Below are 21,040 nucleotides of genomic sequence, written 5' to 3'. Positions count from 1 at the left end.
AAAAGGCGATTATTACGACAATTTTTGCGATAAGCTATCCATCGTCTGAATAATTCTTTTATCTGAAATTGGATAAGGCGTCCCTAATTGCTGAGCAAACAGACTGATACGCAATTCCTCTATCATCCAGCGAACCTCTTGTACTTCAGGCATATCTTTTTGAATTGGTGTCAGTTTTGCTAACCATTGCTGCCACATATTTTGAATGTGTTCGACTTTACTCATTTGAGCCCGGTCACGATTTGGGTCAATAGCCAACTTTTCAAGGCGACGCTCAATACCATTTAAATACCGCAACACGTCGGGCAAACGTTTCCAACCATGAGCAGTGACAAAGCCTTTAAATACCAGCCCCCCCATTTGTGCTTTTATATCAGAAAGTGCTAGAGCCATCGAAAAGTCTACTCGCCCTTTCAAACGTTTACTAATTGCAAATACTGCACTAAGAATTTGCTCAACTTGCTTTGCAATAGTGACAACGACATCGTTTAATTCAGCACGAGCAAACTCTTTAAGCTTCTCAAATTGCGCTTCATCCCACACAGCTCCACCAAAATTAGCAATTAATTGGTCTACCCCACAAGAGATACAGTCATCGATTAGGTCTAAAACTTTACCATAGGGATTAAAATACAACCCTAATTTCGATTTATTCGGTAGTTTTTCATGCAAATATTTAATGGGTGATGGAATATTTAGCAATAATAACCGGCGAATACCACACCACATCGCTTGCTGTTGCTCAAATTCTGTTTCAAATACACGAATTCCTACACTGTTTTTTTCATCAACTAAGGCCGGATAGGCTTTAACTGAATACCCTCCTCGCTTTTGCTCAAAACGTTGAGGTAATTCTCCAAAACTCCAAATATGTAAACCAGATTGTTCAATCCCATCGTCAACGACCTCAGAGAGTGTTTCTTGCACTTTTTCCTTCAGGCTATTTTTCAAAATATCGAGATCTTGGCCTTCCGCAATAGTTTTATTTTTGTCGCCAATAACACGGTAAGTCATTTTTAAATGTACAGGAAGTTGGTCAAGCTGCCACGCTTCACGTTCAACAGTCACTCCAGTCATCCGACGCAATTCTTTTTCTAGCTTGTCTAACACACTACCTTCAGGTTCTGGCACACGCTCAAGAAAGGCTGAAGCATAGTTTGGCGCAGGAACGAAGTTTCTTCTAATTGGTTTGGGTAATGACTTAATTAATGCAACAATCAATTCATGCCGTAAACCTGGCACTTGCCAGTCAAAACCCATATTCTGCACCTGATTTAAAATAGCGAGAGGAATATGTACTGTCACGCCGTCTGCATCAGTGCCTGGTTCAAATTGATAGCTTAAGCGAAATTTAAGCTCCCCTTGATACCAATAATTAGGGTAATCAAGCGCCGAAACTTTACTGGCATCTTCTTTGATTAACATGCTTTTTTCAAAACTTAGCAAGTCTGCCTGCTGTTTTGACGCAGTTTTCCACCAGTTATCGAAGTGGCGTGAAGAAATCACGTCATTCGGGATCCGCTGGTCATAAAAAGCAAATAAGGTTTCATCGTCAACTAATATGTCACGTCGACGTGATTTATGTTCTAAATCCTCAACTTCAGATAACAGTTTAAGGTTTTCTTTAAAAAATGCGTGACGCGTTACCCAGTCCCCTTCTACTAAGGCGTGCCGAATAAATAACTCACGACATAATAAAGGGTCAATGTTGCCATAATTCACTTTCCGCGCTGAAACAATCGGTAAACCATATAAGGTCACTTTCTCTGATGCCATTACCGCACCTTCAGATTTTGACCAATGGGGTTCACTATAGCTATACTTCGTCAAATGCTCTGCTAATGGTTCAATCCACTCAACATCAATAGAAGCCGCAATTCTCCCCCATAGTTTTGATGTTTCAACTAACTCTGCAACCATTGCCCATTTAGGGGGCTTTTTGAATAAACCTGAGCCAGGAAAAATGGTGAACCGCGCATTCCTTGCTCCAGTATATTCTGGTTTATCAACATCCTTTTGCCCGATATGTGAAAGTAACCCAGCCAATAAAGAAATATGGATACTACGAAAATCAGCTGCTGAGCTATTAATCGCAAAACCTTGTTCTTTTACAACTTGCCTTAGTTGCGTATATAAGTCTTGCCATTCACGAATACGTAAATAATTTAAAAACTCTTGTTTGCACATTTTCCTAAATTGAGCGTTAGACAGCTGTGTTTGTTGCTCTTTCAGGTAATTCCAAAGGTTTAAAAAAGCCAAAAAGTCTGATTGTTTGTCATGGAAGCGACGATGTTTTTCATCAGAAGCTTGTTGCTTATCCAAAGGCCTTTCTCTTGGATCTTGGATTGAAAGCGCAGAAACTATGACCATCGTTTCCCTAATGGCACCATGTTTTCTCGCCTCAATAACCATACGAGCTAACCTCGGGTCAACAGGCAGTTGGGCTAATTGACGACCTGTATCTGTTAATTGGTAGCCCTTATCTGCCTGCCTATGAGGTTTAATTGCCCCGAGCTCCTCCAACAGTTTTACGCCATCTTGTATATTACGTTTATCAGGAGCCTCTACAAATGGGAATGCAGAAATATCACCAAGGCCTATAGAAGTCATTTGCAAAATAACTGAGGCTAAATTGGTCCGTAATATTTCCGGGTCAGTAAACTCCGCTCGTGAAAGAAAATCCTCTTCCGAATATAGGCGAATACAGATACCATCAGAAACACGCCCACAACGCCCTTTTCGTTGATTCGCAGAAGCTTGTGAAATGGCCTCGACAGGCAAACGTTGCACTTTTGTTCGATAACTATAACGACTGATCCGTGCATAACCTGTATCAATTACATATTTGATACCAGGTACTGTTAATGATGTTTCTGCTACGTTGGTTGCTAAAATAATTCGCCTTCCTCCATGAGGATGGAAAATACGATTTTGTTCTGTATTAGAGAGCCTTGCAAACAAAGGAAGAATTTCAGTGTGACGTAATGACAACTTTGATAAAGCATCAGCAGTATCACGTATTTCACGTTCACCACTCATGAATATCAGAATATCACCATTACCTTCTAGTGATAATTCGTTAACAGCATCAATAATCCCATCAATTTGGTCACGGTCACTGTCATTATCTCCGCCAACAATTGGGCGATAACGCACTTCTACAGGGTAAGTACGCCCAGATACCTCAACAATTGGCGCATGATTGAAGTGCTTCGAGAACCTTTCAGGATCAATAGTTGCTGAAGTAATAATAACTTTTAAATCAGGGCGTTTGGGTAATAATTGACGCAAATACCCTAAAATGAAGTCAATATTTAAGCTTCTCTCATGTGCTTCATCGATAATAATCGTATCGTATTGTAGGAGTAATTTGTCATTCTGCAGCTCTGCAAGGAGGATACCGTCCGTCATCAATTTAATTTGGGTGGTTTCACTCACTTGGTCACTAAAACGGACTTTATAACCCACATTAGTGCCCAATTCACACTCTAATTCTTGTGCTAAACGAGAAGCAACTGACCTAGCAGCAAGGCGACGCGGTTGGGTATGGCCAATATAGCCGAGTACACCTCGTCCAAGTTCAAGACAGATTTTTGGAATTTGGGTTGTTTTACCTGAGCCAGTTTCACCTGCAATAATAACCACTTGATGTTTTTTAATCGCATCAAAAATAACATCTTTTTTCTGGCTGACCGGTAAATTATCAGGGTAAACAATTTTAGGTGGATTTAACCTTTTGGCTAACACCTTCTGCTTAGCCGTTTCAATATCCGACTTAATGATATCAAGTACAGCTGAACGCGATTTTTCATCTTGAATTTTCGCGACTCCATGCACTCTTTTTTTCAGTAACCATTGGTCACGTAATGAAGTTTGTCCAATATCAGCGTTTAATGCTGTCAGTATGGATTTCACTTTTTAATCCTTATATTTTTAATTACAATTACGATAGTCATTAAACTTCGCCGTTTAGAAGTAGCATTTAGATTAGGTTTTGATTGTTGTTATTACATAAAAATACCATCATTTTTTTTGAAGTAAGCTATCTAATTTTCTGTCTATCAATCAGTTATGTATCACGTATGATTAGAGTAAAGTAATACAATAAATTTGAGGAACATATGAGTAAAATATTACTATTGAAATCAAGTATTCTTGCTGACTACTCACAAAGCAATAAAATGGCAGATTACTTTATTCAGCAATGGCAGGAAAAATACCCAGCAGACGCAGTTACTGTACGTGATTTAGTCAATCAGCCGGTCCCAGCAATTGACAGTGAAATTTTAGCAGCTTTTGGCCCTAGTGACACGAAAACAGAACAACAACAAGCACATTTAGACCTATCAAATGCATTAATTGAAGAAATCAAAGCTCATGATACGATTGTTATTGCAGCACCTATGTACAATTTTACGATTTCGTCTCATTTAAAACACTACTTTGACTTTATTGCACGTTCAGGGCATACCTTTAAATATACAGAACAAGGTTCCGTTGGTTTATTAAAAGATAAACGCGCTTATGTATTAACAAGCCGAGGCGGCATCTATAAAGATACACCTGCTGATACTATGGTGCCTTATTTAACATTATTTTTGAATTTTATTGGTATCAGCGATATTGAGTTTATTTTTGCTGAAGGGACTGCGTTAGGGTCCGATTCAGTTTTACAAGCTCATCAACAAGCTCAAGAACATATAAATAACATCATAAATTAATAAGCACCTCATATACCTAAAGCTACCATTGTTATAATTTTGCGCGCTTTCTTAGTGCGCTTTTTTAATTCTTTTGTAGCCATTGCCCATTAATTCCACGTACATACTCCCCTTCACTTGCTCGCTCAACTAATTTCTGCCCAGCAATTCTCGCTACTTCGCTAGTTTTTAGATTGTTTTTTTAGCAATCTCACTATACTTTTTTTCGCGTTCTTGATTAATTTGGTTTGCCAACTTTACAGCATCTGGATTATTTGTATTAACAGGGGCTAAGTATCCTGATAATGTTTCCCCTAACACCCCTCGATCTTTCGCTTCATCAATTGTTAATGCCATAGATTGAAAAACACTAAACAATGAGCATAAGGCTAACACTTTAATTATCTTACTCATTTTTCACTTACCTCGCCAAATAGATCACTGTTTTCCTTAAGTAACTCCTCAACCTGCCTATCCGCTTTTATTTGGATTTCATGCTCAATTTTCACATTCATATTAATGTTAATTGGCTTATCCGGGGTGGCAACCTCAACTCGCAAACAAGCTGATAATAAAAAGGTTATTACTACTACTGTACTCAGTTTCAATATATTCACATTCATCCCTACGCCTATTATAAATTTTTTTCTAACCACTCTTCTAAAGAGCTACCAAATCGCAAACTACGCCATAGTTGAAAGATATTTTCTTCATGATGATAATTTAAATGAACTTCACGCCTTTTCTTTTCTTGCGTGTTATAACCTTCAAGGATCGTTTTCATCGTTAACATCCCTAAATTAGTTATATTTACATCTGTTCTGCTACGCTGTATTTCTAAATACTGCAACCAACTCATTGCAGAACCTGCAGATATATTATCTTCACGAATAGAATCGACAAATTGGGTATCTAACCGTAAAGTCAGCGGTCCACTGTTTTCCATCCAACCATTTTTAACTATCCATTCCGGATTATTTAAATAAAATGGCAGCTCTCCATTAACTTTACCTGAGACTGCAAACTGTGACACTTTCAGTATGGTAAATAACTGGCTAAGTTCAATTTGTCGCAATTTAATCGTTGAAGCTTGTGTCTGTGGCCAGCGTAATAAATCCATTGAAATATTCCCTCCTAATGTCTTAAAACCGACATTAGTTAGCTTCAATGGCGCACTATCTGTTGGAGGATAACTTCCAGATAAATCAGCTTTAATATCCGTAAGTTCAAATAAATTATTTAGTTGTTTAATCCGTAATTCAACAGGTGTTTTTCCACCCAAAGTCCATGTGCTTTGCTTTAACCGCCATGGTAATACAAAATTTAACCCCGATAGGTCTCCATCTTTCAGCCAAAGGCTAGTATTTTCAACTCTCCAGTGCCCACCAGCAATAAAGCCATCTTCAGGTGTAATAGAAAATGCAGCTTGAGAAAATAATTTACCCTGTTTTAATTCAATACCAAGATCTGCGGGTATTAATGTTTGAAATGCAGTCACTGATTGCTCAGGCCAACGGGCTTCACCTCTTAGCCTTTCCCCATCCCAACGACTAAAAATCACAATTGGCCCAACATCCTTAGTACTCAGGTCGCCTTTTAACTGAAAATCAGCAGGTGATTTACCATTAATATCTGCATTTACCGTGATTTTTGGTAAATAACTTTCTTTACCAAATTGCATTCGTTCACTCGTAAGTTGCAATGACCCCTTAAAGTTAGCTTTGTTGAGATCTCGTTGCCAAGATAAAGGTTTTGTTAATTGCAAACGCGGTGCACTCATCGACAGTAAACCATAGTGTATTTGGTTAAAACCTGTCGTTAAATTATTTAGTGTAATCAGTGTATCTTGCCAACTACCATTCCCTTTAATATCCCAATTAGCAGAGATTGAAGGCAATACAGCATTCCCCCAATAATTCCAAAACCATGTGCCGTTATCGAGGGTAAATTTATTGGCTTTACCATCTAAATGGATATCAAAATCCCCCCAATATTGCTCTTTAACCTTTAATATCGCTTGTAGAGGCCCGGAAATACCCTCTTCACTAAGGGAAGTGCCTGCAAGAGGTAAACGGATTTCTTTAATTAATACTGTTGGTGATGCTCTTCCATATGCTCTAAGTAATGACCCCGATAAAAATGAGATTTTTGCCGCGGTTAGTTCGCCTGATACTTGAGCTGGCAAGTTGATATCTAAAATCATATCTTCATATTTCACTCTGCCATTAAGCTGAAAATTGACCGCAGTATTTATTAAATCAATATGTGTTGGGGGCAGAGTTAATACTAAGTTTGCTTTTCCTTTTTTCCCTTGAGTCAATAGATTGATTCGCCCTGAAAAAACCATTTCACTCAATATATTATTCCAGTTATTAACCTGTAAGTTTATTCCCCCTTTTAAAGGAATATCAGCCTCATCCCACTGCCATTTACCGTCGGATATTTGAATAACTTCAGGGGTTAAAACCCAAGGAAGGTGGAGTATTTCTTGCTGTTTGTCTATATCAACGACACTTATTTTACCTTTATTATTTCCCCAACTAAATTTAGCAGTCAGGAATTTTTCAGGGTTTAATAATTTAAAATTAGCGTTTAACTCACCTTTCTCAGGTAATCGATTTGCCATCAAAGGTAATTGGATTTCACCTGAAAGCTCTAACGTTTGTTTTTGTTCTGGGAGGTATGTAGAAAATTCTTGAATAACCAATTGATTATCCGCGGTAATTAAAGAGGTTAGCTGTAAATTATCTCCTCTAAAATCCAATTTTAAAGGATCAGTATGGCTACTTCTGAGCAATAAGCTACCTTGGTAGTCCTCCCAAGGATGAACGTCTACATTTTTTATGACAAGCGAAAACTCGGGAATACTGCCTATCAGCTGCTCAACATTTATAGCATCATCTGTGCCATGACTACTTGATTTAATAGCACTAAAACATTCAGGAGCCACAGTGAGGTTATCAACAATAAAATGCAATGGGAATATTGAAACCCGAGTATTTTTTATCTCAACTAACTTGCATTTATCGACGTTTAGATTGATCTCGCTAAGTTGTAATTGCCCTTCTATAATACGCGGCGTTGAAAATGAAAGCTTCAACGGTTCAGGAAGATAGTGAGAAGCAACCACTGGAGCCCAACGAGAAATGGTAATCCATAATAATGCTAAGAGAGCAATACTTACCCCTGAAAAACAAAGTAATATCATAAATGCTCTTTTTAATAGCTGCATTAGCTTCGTCCTTGTCTGATTTGCTCTACACTGCAAGTAATGAAGTTCATTCGACTGTCACATTAACTCATTGTCTAGCAAGCATAAACTATATCTGATTGTAAACAGATACCTATTTTCTTAATTTATAGGTGATTTACAAACTTAATTGCCTTATTCTGAGTTTATATTTTGTAGGTACACATTTTTACCTACTGTTATTTTATTGGTTCCTAAAAACTGGAGTCTCTCTGATGAAAATTGTTTCTTATAGTACCAAACTGTATGACCGTAAGCACATGGAACAAGTTAATCAAAGTTCTGGGTTTAATTTTAATATTGAGTATTTTGATTTTCCATTAACGGTTCAGACTGCAAAAAATGCGGTAGGTGCTGATGCCATTTGTATTTTTGTTAATGATGAAGCCAACCGTGCTGTTTTAGAAGAATTAGCTGCATTAAACATTCGAATTTTAGCTTTACGCTGCGCGGGTTTTAATAATGTCGATTTACAAGCGGCTAAAGAATTAGGGATTCAGGTGGTACGTGTGCCTGCTTATTCCCCAGAAGCCGTTGCTGAACATACTGTTGGCATGATGCTATGCCTAAATCGCAGGATCCACCGAGCATACCAACGGACTAGAGATGCTAACTTCTCTCTTGAAGGTTTAACCGGTTTTAACATGCACAACCGCACTGCTGGTATTATCGGAACAGGTAAAATTGGCCAAGCCACTCTACGTATTTTAAAAGGTTTTGGGATGCGACTCCTAGCCCATGACCCATATCCAAACCAAGCAGTTTTAGATCTTGGGGCTGAATATGTGGATTTAGATACCTTATATAAGCAATCAGACGTTATTTCTCTACATTGCCCATTAACCGCAGAGAATCATCACCTACTTGATGAAAGTGCGTTTAATAAAATGAAAAAAGGGGTCATGATTATTAACACCAGCCGCGGTGCACTCATAGACTCTGTTGCAGCAATCAATGCGTTAAAATCACAAAAAATTGGTTCGTTAGGTATGGATGTATATGAAAACGAACGTGATTTATTTTTTGAAGATAAGTCTAACGATGTTATACAAGATGATGTTTTCCGTCGTCTTTCATCTTGCCATAATGTGTTATTCACGGGGCATCAGGCATTTTTAACTGAAGAAGCGTTGATAAGCATTAGCCAAACAACGCTTAATAATATTCGCCAAATTAATAGTGGTGAAACTTGCCCTAATATTGTTAATGCTTAGTTGGATAATGGAACAATGAAACACCTAATTCCACTTACAATTTTAAGTGTACTATTAGCCGCTTGCCAAACACATCAAGTGAATGCCAGAAATGACGACCAAGAACTTAGAAACAAATTAATGCACCATCGTTTTATTCTGACCGAAGTTGACGGCAAAACGATTCAAAATAAACAAACAACGCCATCTATTTCTTTTGGTGAAAAAATGTTTATTTCAGCATCAATGTGCAATGATTTCAACGGGTTCGGTAATATTAACAATGCTAAAATTACCGTTAAAGATCTAAATAAAACAGAACTTGAATGTGTCGATGAAGATTTATCAAAATGGGACCCATTAATAAAACGAATGTTAACTGATGGTGCAACTGTTACGTTGAAAAATAATCAACTTGTCTTGATTCAAGGGCATTACAAACTCGTGTATACCTTACGTGATTATATGAATTAACAGGCAAGATTATCTACTCACGGTTTGCATTCTATTGACTAAAATGCCTCCTGTTGGGAGGCATTTTTCATTTAACACAAAAATTATTTGGCTTGGTCAAACAGTAAATTAATCTTCGCCGCTTCTGCAATACGGGCCATATAATGACTAATATTTGTACTGAATGACAATTCGTCGACAATACTCAAACTACGTAGAATTGGGAAAATAATAAAATCATTAATATCAATAACTTCCCCACGTGTTTCTAACCACGCATCTAATAATGACATTTGAGGTTCTAACTCTACCAATAAAGTGTGAGTTTCTTTCTTCAGTTCTCCTAAATCACCATGCGATTTGGTAGAGCGTTCAATATAAGCCTCCCTAGCTTTAGTTGTACTGATTTCAGGAAAATCAGTTTCAGTGAAGCGAGGTGTCACAAGTTTATAAACGACTGAAGATACGGCCTTAGACCAAGTTTCTATTTCAGGGAAAATCGTTCCATTAGCATATTTAGGCTCATTAAGGCTATCAATATAATGGACAATATCTAAGCTTTCCGGTAAATAGCTGCCATCCTCTTTTTGCAAGATAGGTAACATTTTTTACCTATCATACTGATCGGTGTTTCTTTATCATCATCCAGTAAAAAAACCTGTTCTACCGCTAACTTTTTCAAACCAAAAATCATTCTGGCTCTGACACAAAATGGGCAATGGTCATAAACATATAGTTTCATTTTTAACCTCATTGTTCAGGGAGTAAAAAAAACCAATACATATTTACAGTATACTTTAGTGATTTTGTTTATGTGTGAATGATTTGTAAAATTTCCCTTACTTTTAGTGTTAATAAAGTGCACAAAATCCCAATAATGAAGTAATAATCATGGCAAAATAGCCACATTACAGAAATGCCAGAGAGACTTATGACGTTAGACTCTATTGCTATCATTCTTTTTAATGAATTTGAAACCCTTGATGTCATGGGGCCTGTAGAGGTATTTGGCCGCTTAGATAATTGCAAAATTAACTTTATTTCCCCATCTGGCTTACCTATGACTAGCTCACAAGGTGTCACACTTGAAACTATACGAGTAGATAAGCCTCGCTATAAACATATTTTAATCCCAGGGGGACAAGGCACTCGGCCTTTATCGCAAGACGATAGGTACATCCAATGGTTAATGAAACAATTTGAGTTTGCTGATACTGTGATTTCAGTTTGTACAGGATCTGCACTCATTGCAAAAACCCCTCTTTTAAATGGGCTTCGCGCAACCACCAATAAACTAGCCTATGACTGGGTTACATCGCTAAATAAAAAATTTTTATGGCAACCTAGTGCAAGATGGGTGCATGACGGAAAATTTTATACCTCTTCAGGTATTAGTGCCGGTATTGATATGTCGTTGCAAATTGTTAATGATTTCTATGGGTTAAATATAGCAACTGATATCGCTATTAAAATGGAGTATATATGGAACCAAAACCCAAAACATGACCCATTTGAAAAAGTCATCATATAAGATTATTTAAGCATTTATTTAAATTAATAAACACTCACATTTTATTAATATTATTAACCTATTAAAGCGTGTGTTTTATAGTTAACTTATATTTAGAGTTAATATATTAAGCATAAAATTAACAATATAACACCACATTCTTAACTTTTTCATTTGAATTTTATAGTTTGCTATTAAAGATATCGTAATTGATTGTATTTATAGAGTTACCTATAGTACTTCCAATATAAAACATGCCCAGATTGAAAGTATTAAGCTAAATTTCCTATCTTTCACTTGTGCTAACAACCTTACTTTCAAGTAATAAAATAAAATTAATTATTTTTACTTATTAAGTGATACAATCCCCCTACTAAAAATAATGTTATTTTTTATTAATCATTAGTTGTAAATGGAGATTTTTATCATAATTATCATCATTAGAACTTTTAAAGTACTTTAGTTTTTAATATACTATATAATGTAAATCTTATTAAAAATATTAAATATAACCCTTCATATAAATTGAGGATGTCATATGGACATTCATACTCTAATAGGTATCAAGATAAAAAACCGGAGAAAAGAACTAGGTCTATCTGGAACCAATTTAGCTAATAAACTAAATTTAAGCCAACAACAAATATCACGTTATGAAAATGGTATTAATAAAATACCAATTAATCATTTAGTTGATATCGCAGAAGCGCTAAATTGCCCTATTGAATGGTTTTTTCAAGGTTATGTAAGTAGTTCAAAATCAAACGAAAATGGACTATCTAATGAACTTAATCAAGAGTTAAGATACACCGCTGAAAGTGTTATCGCCCCTTCTAAAGATCAATATTAATACAACCAAAACATTAAGTTCATACAAATAAAGTACAAATAACATAAGCATTTTTATGCCATGTTATTTGTACTTTTATTTTTCTAAGATTATTAAAATAAAATGGCTAATCTTCTACATAAAGATTAGCCATTTATTTAAAGTTGATTTTATCAACTTACAGAACAGCACCAAAAATTTAGTTTAATTATAATCACACTACATCAAAATTTATGTATAAAACTTTAATCATAGGTAATATTAAAAACCATTTTAGAATTTACTTCCCCAGCAGAAATTGTACGGCCATATTGGTAATAACGAGCTTTATAATTTAAATCAAGATATTTTGTTTGTCGGTCAACTAAACGTCCAACTTTGTATTTTTCATTAAACATAAGTGGTTTATTAGCTTTACGTTCTAAAACTTGAATACCAACCCCTGTAGCTCCGCTACTGGATTTATTCTGATTAACCAAAACACCTTGTCGATTATTCATATTTGTTGGAATATCGCCGCTGAAAGTCATATTAACATTTGCAAAACCAGAAATGCTAACACCACCACTGCATATTAATCGAATATCAAAATCTTTTTCGCCTGCCGTCGCCCCTGTACCATTCAGTTGTGAGCGCTTAATAGGATCAAGATACACATTTTTTTCAGTTCCCCCTTCAACTTGGCAAGAAGGTGAAACTATTGTGATAGCTTCAGCATCTAACTTAGTAATTAAAAACGGGTTGTTGTTTGGAGTATATCCATAAGACGTATAAAGGCCACTCGCTATAGTTCCAGAACCGGTAACCGGAGCAGTTTTCACCAGAGTTAAAATAAATTTTGAACCCGCAAGATAATAGTTACTTGATGAAGGCGCATAAAATGTATCCGGGTACGTCATTCTCACTGCACCTTCACGGTGAAATTTCATACCAATTCCTGGCACATTTGTCTGGTAAATTTTGTTCCCTACTGGAACTAAGCTTGGCATAGTTACGGAGGCTGTTATCGGTGTATTCCTCGTACAATACGCATAAATAGCACTTGAGTTTTCCCGCATATCCCATGTTTGCTCCGCAATGGTATCGCCAACATTTAAGTTAGGGTCTACCACGACTCCCCCCATCTGCATATTTAATTCATATGTCCGAGTTGAAGTCCTATTACAATACGCAGAAGCATAACTCGCGGTAAGAAACACACCAACTCCGATATACAAGCAAATTTGTTTCGTTATTGACATAAACTTTCCTTACTATTGCCAGCTTCTAAAGAAAATGAACACTGCCCGTTTTCCCATTTTATAATTGCCACTTTTGCAGTTTCGCTACTAATAAATACTGTACCACCTTGACCAACGATACCTATGGACTCACCATCTATATCAGTAACATTCGCCCCAAATGGCAATGGCTTATTTCCAGCTCTTACAACATTAAATGCGATATTCTTTTCGACTTTAGTACCAAATTTAACCTTAACGATACTCCCTTCATAAGGAACAACTTGCGTTGCTGTATTTTCAAAAACAATATCTTCAGGACTTCCTTTTGGATCAATTTCTACATTATTAATGCGATAAGCTCTGACATAAGGAGCAACAGCATAACCATTTCCGTCAATCCGTGTTCCCGGAGCTCCCATGATTGATGCACCTTCCGCACCTTTCGCTTCAATTAAAGCCAACGTTGTTGAAGTATTTGGTGTGAATGTGATGCCTTCAGAGTGCACAATCATTGAACCATTTGCACCAAGCCCAAACTGACGATACCCCTGACCTTGGCTATAGTTCGCATTCGTATTAACAAACGGTGCACGATACCCCGTATTCAAACCAATATTTTTCTGTCCACCATTTGCAACGGAAGTATTTACGCCATAAGTCCAATTATTATCTCTATCAAATGCACCACTCGCACCGATTTGGCTGGAACCAAATTTTTCATTATTGAATGCCGTATTTGAAGTTAATGTTGCGCTCTGACTCTCACCGAAATACAGTGGGTAGCTAAAGTTTAAGTTGATGCGGTCATCTTTTTTATTATTGGTATTTTCTGCATAAACTCTCATAAATGCGACGCCATAAGAAAGACGATTAAAATTATTGTTATAACTCAGTTGGTATTGCTTTTCTGTCCCTGACTTATCCCAGTAATTAGAAATACGGCCCGTAAAATAAACCCCACCATAACCATCAGGAAGGTTTTGATTTACTGTATAACTAAAGCCATTTTTCTCACGTCCTAATGTATTCTCTACACCACGCTTATCGTTATCTATCGCATATAATGCATTACTGACGTTATAGTAATCTTTCGTTGAATACCGATAAGCAGCTAATACCAAGTTAGTATCCGTTTGAGTAAACAAACGACTAAATGTTAGACGGTAACTTTGCCCATTTTCTGTTCTATATTTAAATGCGGTTCTAGACTGAGTTAAATCCACAGCAACTGCACCAAACCCAGTGTTAACACCAGTACCAACTAAGTAAGCTTGATAGTCATCAAATGCAGTGACACCACCATAAAGCGTAAACGTATTATTCAAACCATGTTGAATAGTACCTTGCATAATAAATGGACGATTTCTCAACCCATCAGCATCAGCTTTACCACCAGCAACTTGATAACGTGTAAAACCAGGACGTAATAGCTGTGCTAATGATGAATATGGCACGCTAAAGCTACTTTCACTTCCGTCAGCTTCTTTTACTGTTACAACCAAATCATTCCCGTAACCTGATGGATAAACATCCGTCAAGCTAAAAGGACCAGGTGAAACCGTTGTTTGATAAATAATAGAGTTATTTTGTGTTACTGTTACTAAGGCATTACTTTGTGCTATTCCTCTGATTTCAGGCGCGTATGTTGCCATTCCATCAGGATACATATTGTCATCTGTTGCTAGTTTTGCACCACGCAAACTAATACTGTCAAAGAGATCACCATCGGTATAAAACTGCCCTGCTGTCGCTTTTGATTTTAGTTCGGCGATTGGTTTTTGCAGATATGTTTGATTGCTATTCCAATTCGTCCCGCCATGACGCTGCCAATTAAAGTTTCCAATATGTTTGAGTAGCCACCCATCAAAACTTAAACCAGCATTCAGCCCTAAATAAGCGCTAGCGTTATTCGTTCCCTTTGAGCCACTGGTATGGTTATCATAATAGTTAGCCATATAACCGATATTTAGTGCAGGAATGCCCGTTTCCCAAAATTGAGGAGAAACATAACCACGGGAAGTTCTCTGTTCATATATTTGTGGAACAGAAATATCCAAACGCAATGTAGAAGAATGAAATGTATCTACAACGTCTTTTTGATCATTCCAATCCATTAAAGGTAAACAAGTATTACTATCTTTACTAACCGTAGGATTTAGCTTTTCAATATTAATACCAAAGTCAGAAAGCATTTCTGGTGTATAACACACTCCTAGTTGACCGTTTTTTTGTTCTTCAAAATTAAGATCGTAGCGCCCCTTCCAATTGTTATTCGTATATACGTCAACTGAATATTTACCGGGGCTGATCCCTGAAGAATTGAAACGCGTTAAATCAACATCTTCCTTACTACCTATAATAAAACCACTATTAAATTCATAGGTTGTATCTTCTTCACCCCAAGCATTAAATGTAGGCACCATGCATGCAGTGACAAAGCAAGTCACAGAGAGCGTATTGCTATATTTATTTATTAACTCTCGCTGTTTCATTATATATTCCTATTTAACGGTGGTTTTCACCGCAATATCTGACCCATAATCATTAATATTATTAATTACGATATGACTTCCTGACCTTACGGCTTGTTTTAATTCAACTGTTGTTTGACTTTTTGGTTCTAATAAAATTGTTTTTTCATTTAACCCAGATTTACCATCTGTTGAAATTTTTGTAATGGTAATATAGTAAGGTGTCGGGTTATCTATAATAATGCTCTTGCCATTTGCTTTTATAACAAGTTGCTCTGGCGCTAATTCACGGCTACTCAGCCCTGTTGGTCGATAAAAGAATTTAAATCTAGAACGGATCGCTAATTGCAATACATTCTGACTATCCCCTTCTTTAGCTTTAGCCATAGGGGGAATATCCAAAATATTCAACCACCATAAGCTTTCGCGGTCTTGAGGAATACTTCCTTTATCCATTAATTTGATTCGTAACGTTTGCCCACCTTTAGCTTCTACACGCGAAATTGGTGGTGTAATCTGAAATGGTGTTTTTATCGTATCTGGTGTTTCTGACGCATCACCTGTGTCAAGCCACGCTTGTGCAATTGCAGGACGATCGGCAGTATTATTTAATTGCACGGTAATTTCTTTTTCATTTCCAGGATAAATAAACCGTGTACCATTAACGATAATATTATTAGCAAATGAATGCATACTGAAAATGAAGCAGAAGATAAATACTATTGCTTTCATTTGAACCTCAAAATAAAAGCGGCAGTATACCTACCGCTTATCAAAGTAATGCTGATTAAATTAATATTTAAACAATGCTTACGTAATTAAAACTAATAAGGAATTAACTTATTACTTTCTTATTGATAAGTGATTTCATAAGTTGCATAACTTTTAACTTCACCTGTTATGACATCTTTAGGTGTAGAAGTTGCGTAACCAACGTAGTATTGGAAACGAGCTCCATTCTCAACTTTAGTTAAGTCACCTTTAACTTTTTTCTGAGATGGGTTACCAGGAATGATTTTACCTGATAAGTCAGAGCTATCATCAGTTGAAAGTGCTAATTGAATATTTTTAGCACCTGTAGTTTCAGTATTTGCTAAGTAACCTTCTGAGTTACCTGATGCACCTTGCAGTAAGTTACCACCAGTCCAGTTAACGTTTAATAACGTTTTATCGATCGCAGAATCATTAGCTACATCTTTAACATCTGCTGCAACACAATTAGTTACGTCAATAACAAAAGATTTTGGTTTTAACAATGCATCTGCACCACCATCACGAACTTCTGTTAATGAAACTGGCGCTAAGTAAACGCTAGCATCACTACCTTGTCCATCCACAGAAACAGTACAAGAAACATCGGTCACTTTACCGTGAAAATTAACTTGGCCACCACCAACGTTGGTGCTTGCAGCGTTAGCTGTTGATAAGCCAATAATAGTTGTTGCAACTGCAGTCAGTAGTACTTTCTTCATTTTCATTTCCTAATATGAGGGTATTTATTTTTTACATTAAAAAGAACTGATTAAGTTTTTTGTTTTATTGTTAGGCAAAAAATAAATGCAAGAGCCTAGTCATACATAGAGTATGACCGGTAGCTTATGCTTCATTTTGAACCATTCGTATTAATGCAAATAAATGTATTTCTTAATTAGTCCTATTTAGAATTTATAATCATATGCTCTATATGATTTCGAAGAGAGGATACATAATAACTTAAGTTTTATTAAATCGTTTTTATCATCGCTTATTTATTTTTTAATAGGCCACACCTATTAAACTGATCTATTGATTGAATTACTTGATATGGTTATTTCACTAAACTACTCGTGTTACGCTTACATTTTAGAAAAAAATCTTAATTTTATTGATTTATAGATTTAATTATCTATTAATTCCTAATAAATTAGATTTATATGAACAACAAAAAATACATTTATCATATTTAAATGATACTAAATTACACATTTTGATACTTTTAGTCGCAAAATAACACTAACACACATCCATTAATGATCATCCTTTAAAGATAGTATCATTAATTTTATTAATGTATAATCACTAATATTAGTAATAAATTTCGATTTCAAAAAAAAATTTAATACCGAATTTTTATGCTAAAAACCTAAAAAAAACACACTATGAGTGTATAATTGAGTTTTTATATCAACAGTCAGCTTTGGTCGTTATTAAAATTCTGAAATGTGTGTTTTGGAGGAATAAACATCGATTTTAATTAAAATAATAATATATATGATGAGGGGAAATTTAGAATGATAACGAAAATGACGATAAAATCGCAATATAATCCTCTTTTCATTCAACTCTAAATTATTACTAAAAACTCAATATCAACTTGTACAAGTAAGTCTATGTTAGAAAAAATTATCATTGTTTTTGATATAAAATAAAAAAACAGAATAGTTGCACAAACTATAAACTAACTTATGTCAATTTTTCTATTTTATAACCATATGAAAATACGGGTGTTTTCCTAAACCGAACAACAGCCAAAAATGTGATCTATACACTGTTTTTTATCATTAAGAATATTCCTAATTTACTCTCATAGTGTGTTAAAGTGTGATCCTAAGCTTAAAGCTATCAATAAATGATGTTTTTCTTACCCTCATTTAAGCATAAAAAGGAGAGTTTACCGTTTTTCAAACAATTCAATCCCATGAATAACACTCATTTTTTGTCGATTACATAACATAAAGTAGCTATCTCCATTTTAGTACCATAATTTAACAATTTTGAGACATTAACAGATAAAAATATTTTATATCAATAATTTGCCATATACCGACTAGCTTACCTTTACTAAATCAATATGCCTTTCTTAAAATGTCGCCTAAACTACATACGGAATAGTTGACGGATACTATCTGCAACATATCATTCCGTTATCTGCTTTATGACGAGCAAAAAACGATTGATACTCATTTAATATCGGCTAATAAATTGAAATGATTAATCACTAAAAAAGGAGAATGCCTGATGGTGGTATAGCAAAAGCCCATAAGGAGTAGAGCCTTTGCTAATAACGATGAAAAGGAAGGTTAGTTTGAATGGCCTTTACGATATAGCTCCCATTCTTCTATTCTTTCTTTTGAAGGCAAAATACAATAGCCAACCTGCCCGCTAGGAGTATCAACCGTCTCAGATTTACCACCAGATTGTACACAATATACCGATGCAGGATTAGGCATCCCTACTGCTTGTTGAGGCTCTGTTTTAGTATTTTTAGATACACAACCCGCTACTGCTATTAACGCAGTAAAAATGAATATTTTTTTCACACAACCCCCTATTTACGTTAGGCTAGCTTATTATAAATAAATAATAGCAAACTAACAACAAATTACCGTAAATATCACCTTTTAGTAGGTAAAAATACTACACGTTAGTGTTGTATATTAAAAATGTCATTATTATTTTGGATACGACAATTTGTGTCGATAAGATAAAAAAGAATCTAAGGGTTTAGACTCTTTCTGCTATATGGAAGGAATACATAGGATTATAGTTAGTTAATTTTAGTGATTTTAGTCTATATCTAGTAAGAAAAAGAGAGGACTTATCACCCCAAGCGGCCTTATTATTTACGCTTTCTACTATCAAAAATAACAATTAATACACCAAAAAAAGCAACCAACAAACTACCAATAATATAATTTTGCCTATCAAATGCTAAGCCTGTGTCTTTAATCGACTCTCCATAAACAATAGGGATACTAACATCCATATTATAAGAAATAATCGCTGTAATTAACCCAATAATTGTGAGCACAACACCAAACGTTTTCATTCCAGACCCTCAAATCACTTCTGTTAAAATAGGGTAGCGAACTATCTTTATAAAAGCAAAGCAAGGAGCCGCTAGTTGTGCGGCTGTTATTATAAATAGGCTTTTTTTTGCGTAACTACAATAATAAATGTGTTCTAAGGCACAGTTTAATTGGAAATTACAGCTTAATAAATGGAGTGTTTTTAATAAGCTAAAACAATCGAGTGATATTAATAAATAATTTTTTATCGTTAAAGTCAACATATGAAATAATATTTATGCTTAAAACTGACATTATTTCAAAATAGTTCTTTCGATATTATTGATTCTATTTAACTCAATAATGTCTAAAATGTATAAAGCATCATCTCTGCATACTGACAGAATTTTTCGATAAAAACCCCAAGAGCAGGCAATAAAGATGCATTGATGAGAATAGATAAAGCTGCGGTTAGTAAAGAGATACCCATTAAAATTACCTTACCAATGAGGGGGAATATTACCCCCTACCCATAGGCCGGTTCATAATGTGTTCTTCCCAATCCACCACATCAATTTCTTTTACAGCAATATGGCGAACCGAAATACCCTCACTATGCATCGCAGCTTTTGAACCTGTTTTCAATGGATGCCAAGCAGGGAGCGACTTACCTTCAAGTAACAAACGATAAGCACACGTATTGGGTAACCACTCAAACGTTTCTAAATTATAACGATTAAGTTTAATACAGTCCGCTTCATAACTAAACCTGTCTTCATAATGCTTACATTGACATGTTTTTAAATTTAGCTGATTGCAAGCTACATTAGTAAAATAGATTTCATCAGTGTCTTCATCCATTAATTTGTGTAAGCAACATTGCCCACACCCATCACAGAGAGACTCCCATTCCTCATCCGTCATTTCATCCAATGTTTTAACTTGCCAAAACTGCGACATAATACTAATTAATCCTATAATTAAATAATTCGAGTAGTCAACGAATGATCATTTATCGATAACTTCAGCATATCACCAGAAGCCAATGGGCCTACACCTTCAGGAGTCCCAGTCAAAATGACATCCCCTGCACGTAGAGTAAAGAAACGGGACATGTAGCTAATCAGTGGTAAAATTGGGGTGATCATATCACGCGTCGAGCCGCTTTGGCGAACTTCACCATTAATTTCCAAAGAAAGCTCAATATTTTGTAGGTCATTCGGGTTACTAACAGGAATAAAACCAGAAATTGGGCAAGAACCGTCAAAAGCTTTGCTTTTTTCCCATGGCTGCCCTGCTTGCTTAAATTTAGCTTGTAGATCACGTAATGTTAAATCCAGAGCAACTGCATAACCGACAATAGAACGCGAAACTCGGTCTTCATCGGCATTTTTTAACGGCATACCAATTAAAATTGCCATTTCAATTTCATGGTGAACCTCACCAAAATCTTTTGGAATAACAATTGATTGTGTAATATCGCATAAAGCTGTTTCTGGCTTAATAAAAACCACAGGCTCTTCAGGAACCGCTGACCCCATCTCTTTAATATGCTTTGCATAGTTACTACCCACACAAACTACTTTGTTTGCTGGGAAATCAAGTAACGCACCTTGCCAATCACGATGTTGATACATAAGGGGA

At 35.7% G+C, this 21,040-nt stretch carries 18 protein-coding genes and 1 pseudogene; 5 read left to right on the top strand and 14 right to left on the bottom strand.

Annotation, left to right across the window (positions count from 1 at the left end):
• Window positions 1-12: 12 nt before the first annotated feature.
• A complete protein-coding gene (gene hrpA / locus RB151_RS10680; protein ID WP_071548055.1) occupies window positions 13-3,915 on the bottom strand; it encodes an ATP-dependent RNA helicase HrpA in 3,903 nt (1,300 codons plus the stop codon).
• 206 nt (window positions 3,916-4,121) lie between these two features.
• Between hrpA and RB151_RS10675 the strand changes: the two genes are divergently transcribed.
• On the top strand, window positions 4,122-4,721 hold the full coding sequence (locus RB151_RS10675; protein WP_071548054.1) for an FMN-dependent NADH-azoreductase: 600 nt from the start codon (window positions 4,122-4,124) through the stop codon (window positions 4,719-4,721).
• A 64-nt stretch (window positions 4,722-4,785) separates the two neighbouring features.
• Here the strand turns inward: RB151_RS10675 and RB151_RS10670 are convergent.
• The 3 genes and pseudogenes from RB151_RS10670 to RB151_RS10660 form a co-directional block, all read right to left on the bottom strand.
• A pseudogene (locus tag RB151_RS10670) lies at window positions 4,786-5,114 on the bottom strand (YdbL family protein).
• Window positions 5,111-5,323: a YnbE family lipoprotein gene (locus tag RB151_RS10665; protein ID WP_042843852.1), complete on the bottom strand. Its 213-nt coding sequence runs from the start codon at window positions 5,321-5,323 to the stop codon at window positions 5,111-5,113. Before RB151_RS10665 ends, RB151_RS10670 begins: the two are co-directional and overlap by 4 nt.
• An 11-nt stretch (window positions 5,324-5,334) precedes the next feature.
• Window positions 5,335-7,932, bottom strand: coding sequence for a YdbH family protein (locus RB151_RS10660; protein WP_071548053.1), 2,598 nt, complete (start codon window positions 7,930-7,932; stop codon window positions 5,335-5,337).
• A 233-nt stretch (window positions 7,933-8,165) separates the two neighbouring features.
• Here RB151_RS10660 and RB151_RS10655 point away from each other — a divergent pair, with 233 nt between their 5' ends.
• Together RB151_RS10655 and RB151_RS10650 are read left to right on the top strand one after the other, a co-directional pair.
• Window positions 8,166-9,164 (top strand): 2-hydroxyacid dehydrogenase, encoded by a 999-nt coding sequence (locus RB151_RS10655; protein WP_042843854.1) that lies wholly within the window; start codon window positions 8,166-8,168, stop codon window positions 9,162-9,164.
• A 15-nt stretch (window positions 9,165-9,179) separates the two neighbouring features.
• A complete protein-coding gene (locus RB151_RS10650) occupies window positions 9,180-9,617 on the top strand; it encodes an META domain-containing protein (protein WP_042843855.1) in 438 nt (145 codons plus the stop codon).
• An 83-nt stretch (window positions 9,618-9,700) separates the two neighbouring features.
• On the opposite strand, the gene grxB is transcribed toward RB151_RS10650, so the two are convergent.
• On the bottom strand, window positions 9,701-10,201 hold the full coding sequence (grxB, locus tag RB151_RS10645; RefSeq protein WP_237071532.1) for a glutaredoxin 2: 501 nt from the start codon (window positions 10,199-10,201) through the stop codon (window positions 9,701-9,703).
• A gap of 326 nt (window positions 10,202-10,527) precedes the next feature.
• Here grxB and RB151_RS10640 point away from each other — a divergent pair, with 326 nt between their 5' ends.
• Together RB151_RS10640 and RB151_RS10635 are read left to right on the top strand one after the other, a co-directional pair.
• Window positions 10,528-11,127, top strand: coding sequence for a DJ-1/PfpI family protein (locus RB151_RS10640; protein ID WP_042843857.1), 600 nt, complete (start codon window positions 10,528-10,530; stop codon window positions 11,125-11,127).
• Window positions 11,128-11,644: 517 nt separating this feature from the next.
• Window positions 11,645-11,956, top strand: coding sequence for a helix-turn-helix domain-containing protein (locus tag RB151_RS10635; protein WP_071548052.1), 312 nt, complete (start codon window positions 11,645-11,647; stop codon window positions 11,954-11,956).
• 224 nt (window positions 11,957-12,180) lie between these two features.
• Here RB151_RS10635 and RB151_RS10630 read toward each other — a convergent pair whose 3' ends face one another.
• The 9 genes from RB151_RS10630 to RB151_RS10595 form a co-directional block, all read right to left on the bottom strand.
• Window positions 12,181-13,176 carry a fimbrial protein gene (locus tag RB151_RS10630; RefSeq protein ID WP_071548051.1) on the bottom strand — a complete coding sequence of 332 codons (996 nt, stop codon included), beginning with the start codon at window positions 13,174-13,176 and terminating at the stop codon, window positions 12,181-12,183.
• Window positions 13,167-15,650: a fimbria/pilus outer membrane usher protein gene (locus tag RB151_RS10625; RefSeq protein ID WP_042843860.1), complete on the bottom strand. Its 2,484-nt coding sequence runs from the start codon at window positions 15,648-15,650 to the stop codon at window positions 13,167-13,169. Before RB151_RS10625 ends, RB151_RS10630 begins: the two co-directional genes overlap by 10 nt.
• Before the next feature lie 9 nt (window positions 15,651-15,659).
• Window positions 15,660-16,361, bottom strand: coding sequence for a fimbrial biogenesis chaperone (locus RB151_RS10620; RefSeq protein ID WP_048607139.1), 702 nt, complete (start codon window positions 16,359-16,361; stop codon window positions 15,660-15,662).
• 119 nt (window positions 16,362-16,480) lie between these two features.
• Window positions 16,481-17,101 carry a fimbrial protein gene (locus RB151_RS10615; protein ID WP_071548050.1) on the bottom strand — a complete coding sequence of 207 codons (621 nt, stop codon included), beginning with the start codon at window positions 17,099-17,101 and terminating at the stop codon, window positions 16,481-16,483.
• A gap of 1,587 nt (window positions 17,102-18,688) precedes the next feature.
• Window positions 18,689-18,928, bottom strand: a complete 240-nt coding sequence (locus RB151_RS23655; RefSeq protein ID WP_042843863.1) for a putative hemolysin — start codon at window positions 18,926-18,928, stop codon at window positions 18,689-18,691.
• A gap of 299 nt (window positions 18,929-19,227) precedes the next feature.
• The gene (locus tag RB151_RS10605; protein WP_042843864.1) at window positions 19,228-19,437 is read right to left on the bottom strand and encodes a hypothetical protein; all 210 of its coding nucleotides are present in this window, start codon (window positions 19,435-19,437) and stop codon (window positions 19,228-19,230) included.
• Window positions 19,438-19,763: 326 nt separating this feature from the next.
• Window positions 19,764-19,886 carry a hypothetical protein gene (locus RB151_RS24310; protein WP_257786028.1) on the bottom strand — a complete coding sequence of 41 codons (123 nt, stop codon included), beginning with the start codon at window positions 19,884-19,886 and terminating at the stop codon, window positions 19,764-19,766.
• A 29-nt stretch (window positions 19,887-19,915) separates the two neighbouring features.
• A complete protein-coding gene (locus RB151_RS10600) occupies window positions 19,916-20,356 on the bottom strand; it encodes a YcgN family cysteine cluster protein (protein ID WP_042843865.1) in 441 nt (146 codons plus the stop codon).
• 20 nt (window positions 20,357-20,376) lie between these two features.
• A complete protein-coding gene (locus tag RB151_RS10595) occupies window positions 20,377-21,033 on the bottom strand; it encodes a fumarylacetoacetate hydrolase family protein (RefSeq protein WP_042843866.1) in 657 nt (218 codons plus the stop codon).
• Window positions 21,034-21,040: the final 7 nt, after the last annotated feature.

Source organism: Providencia rettgeri, assembly GCF_001874625.1.
Taxonomy (GTDB): Bacteria; Pseudomonadota; Gammaproteobacteria; order Enterobacterales; family Enterobacteriaceae; genus Providencia; species Providencia huashanensis.
Note: the sequence above shows the minus strand (reverse complement) of the source record. Positions and strands in the feature narration are given on the sequence as shown.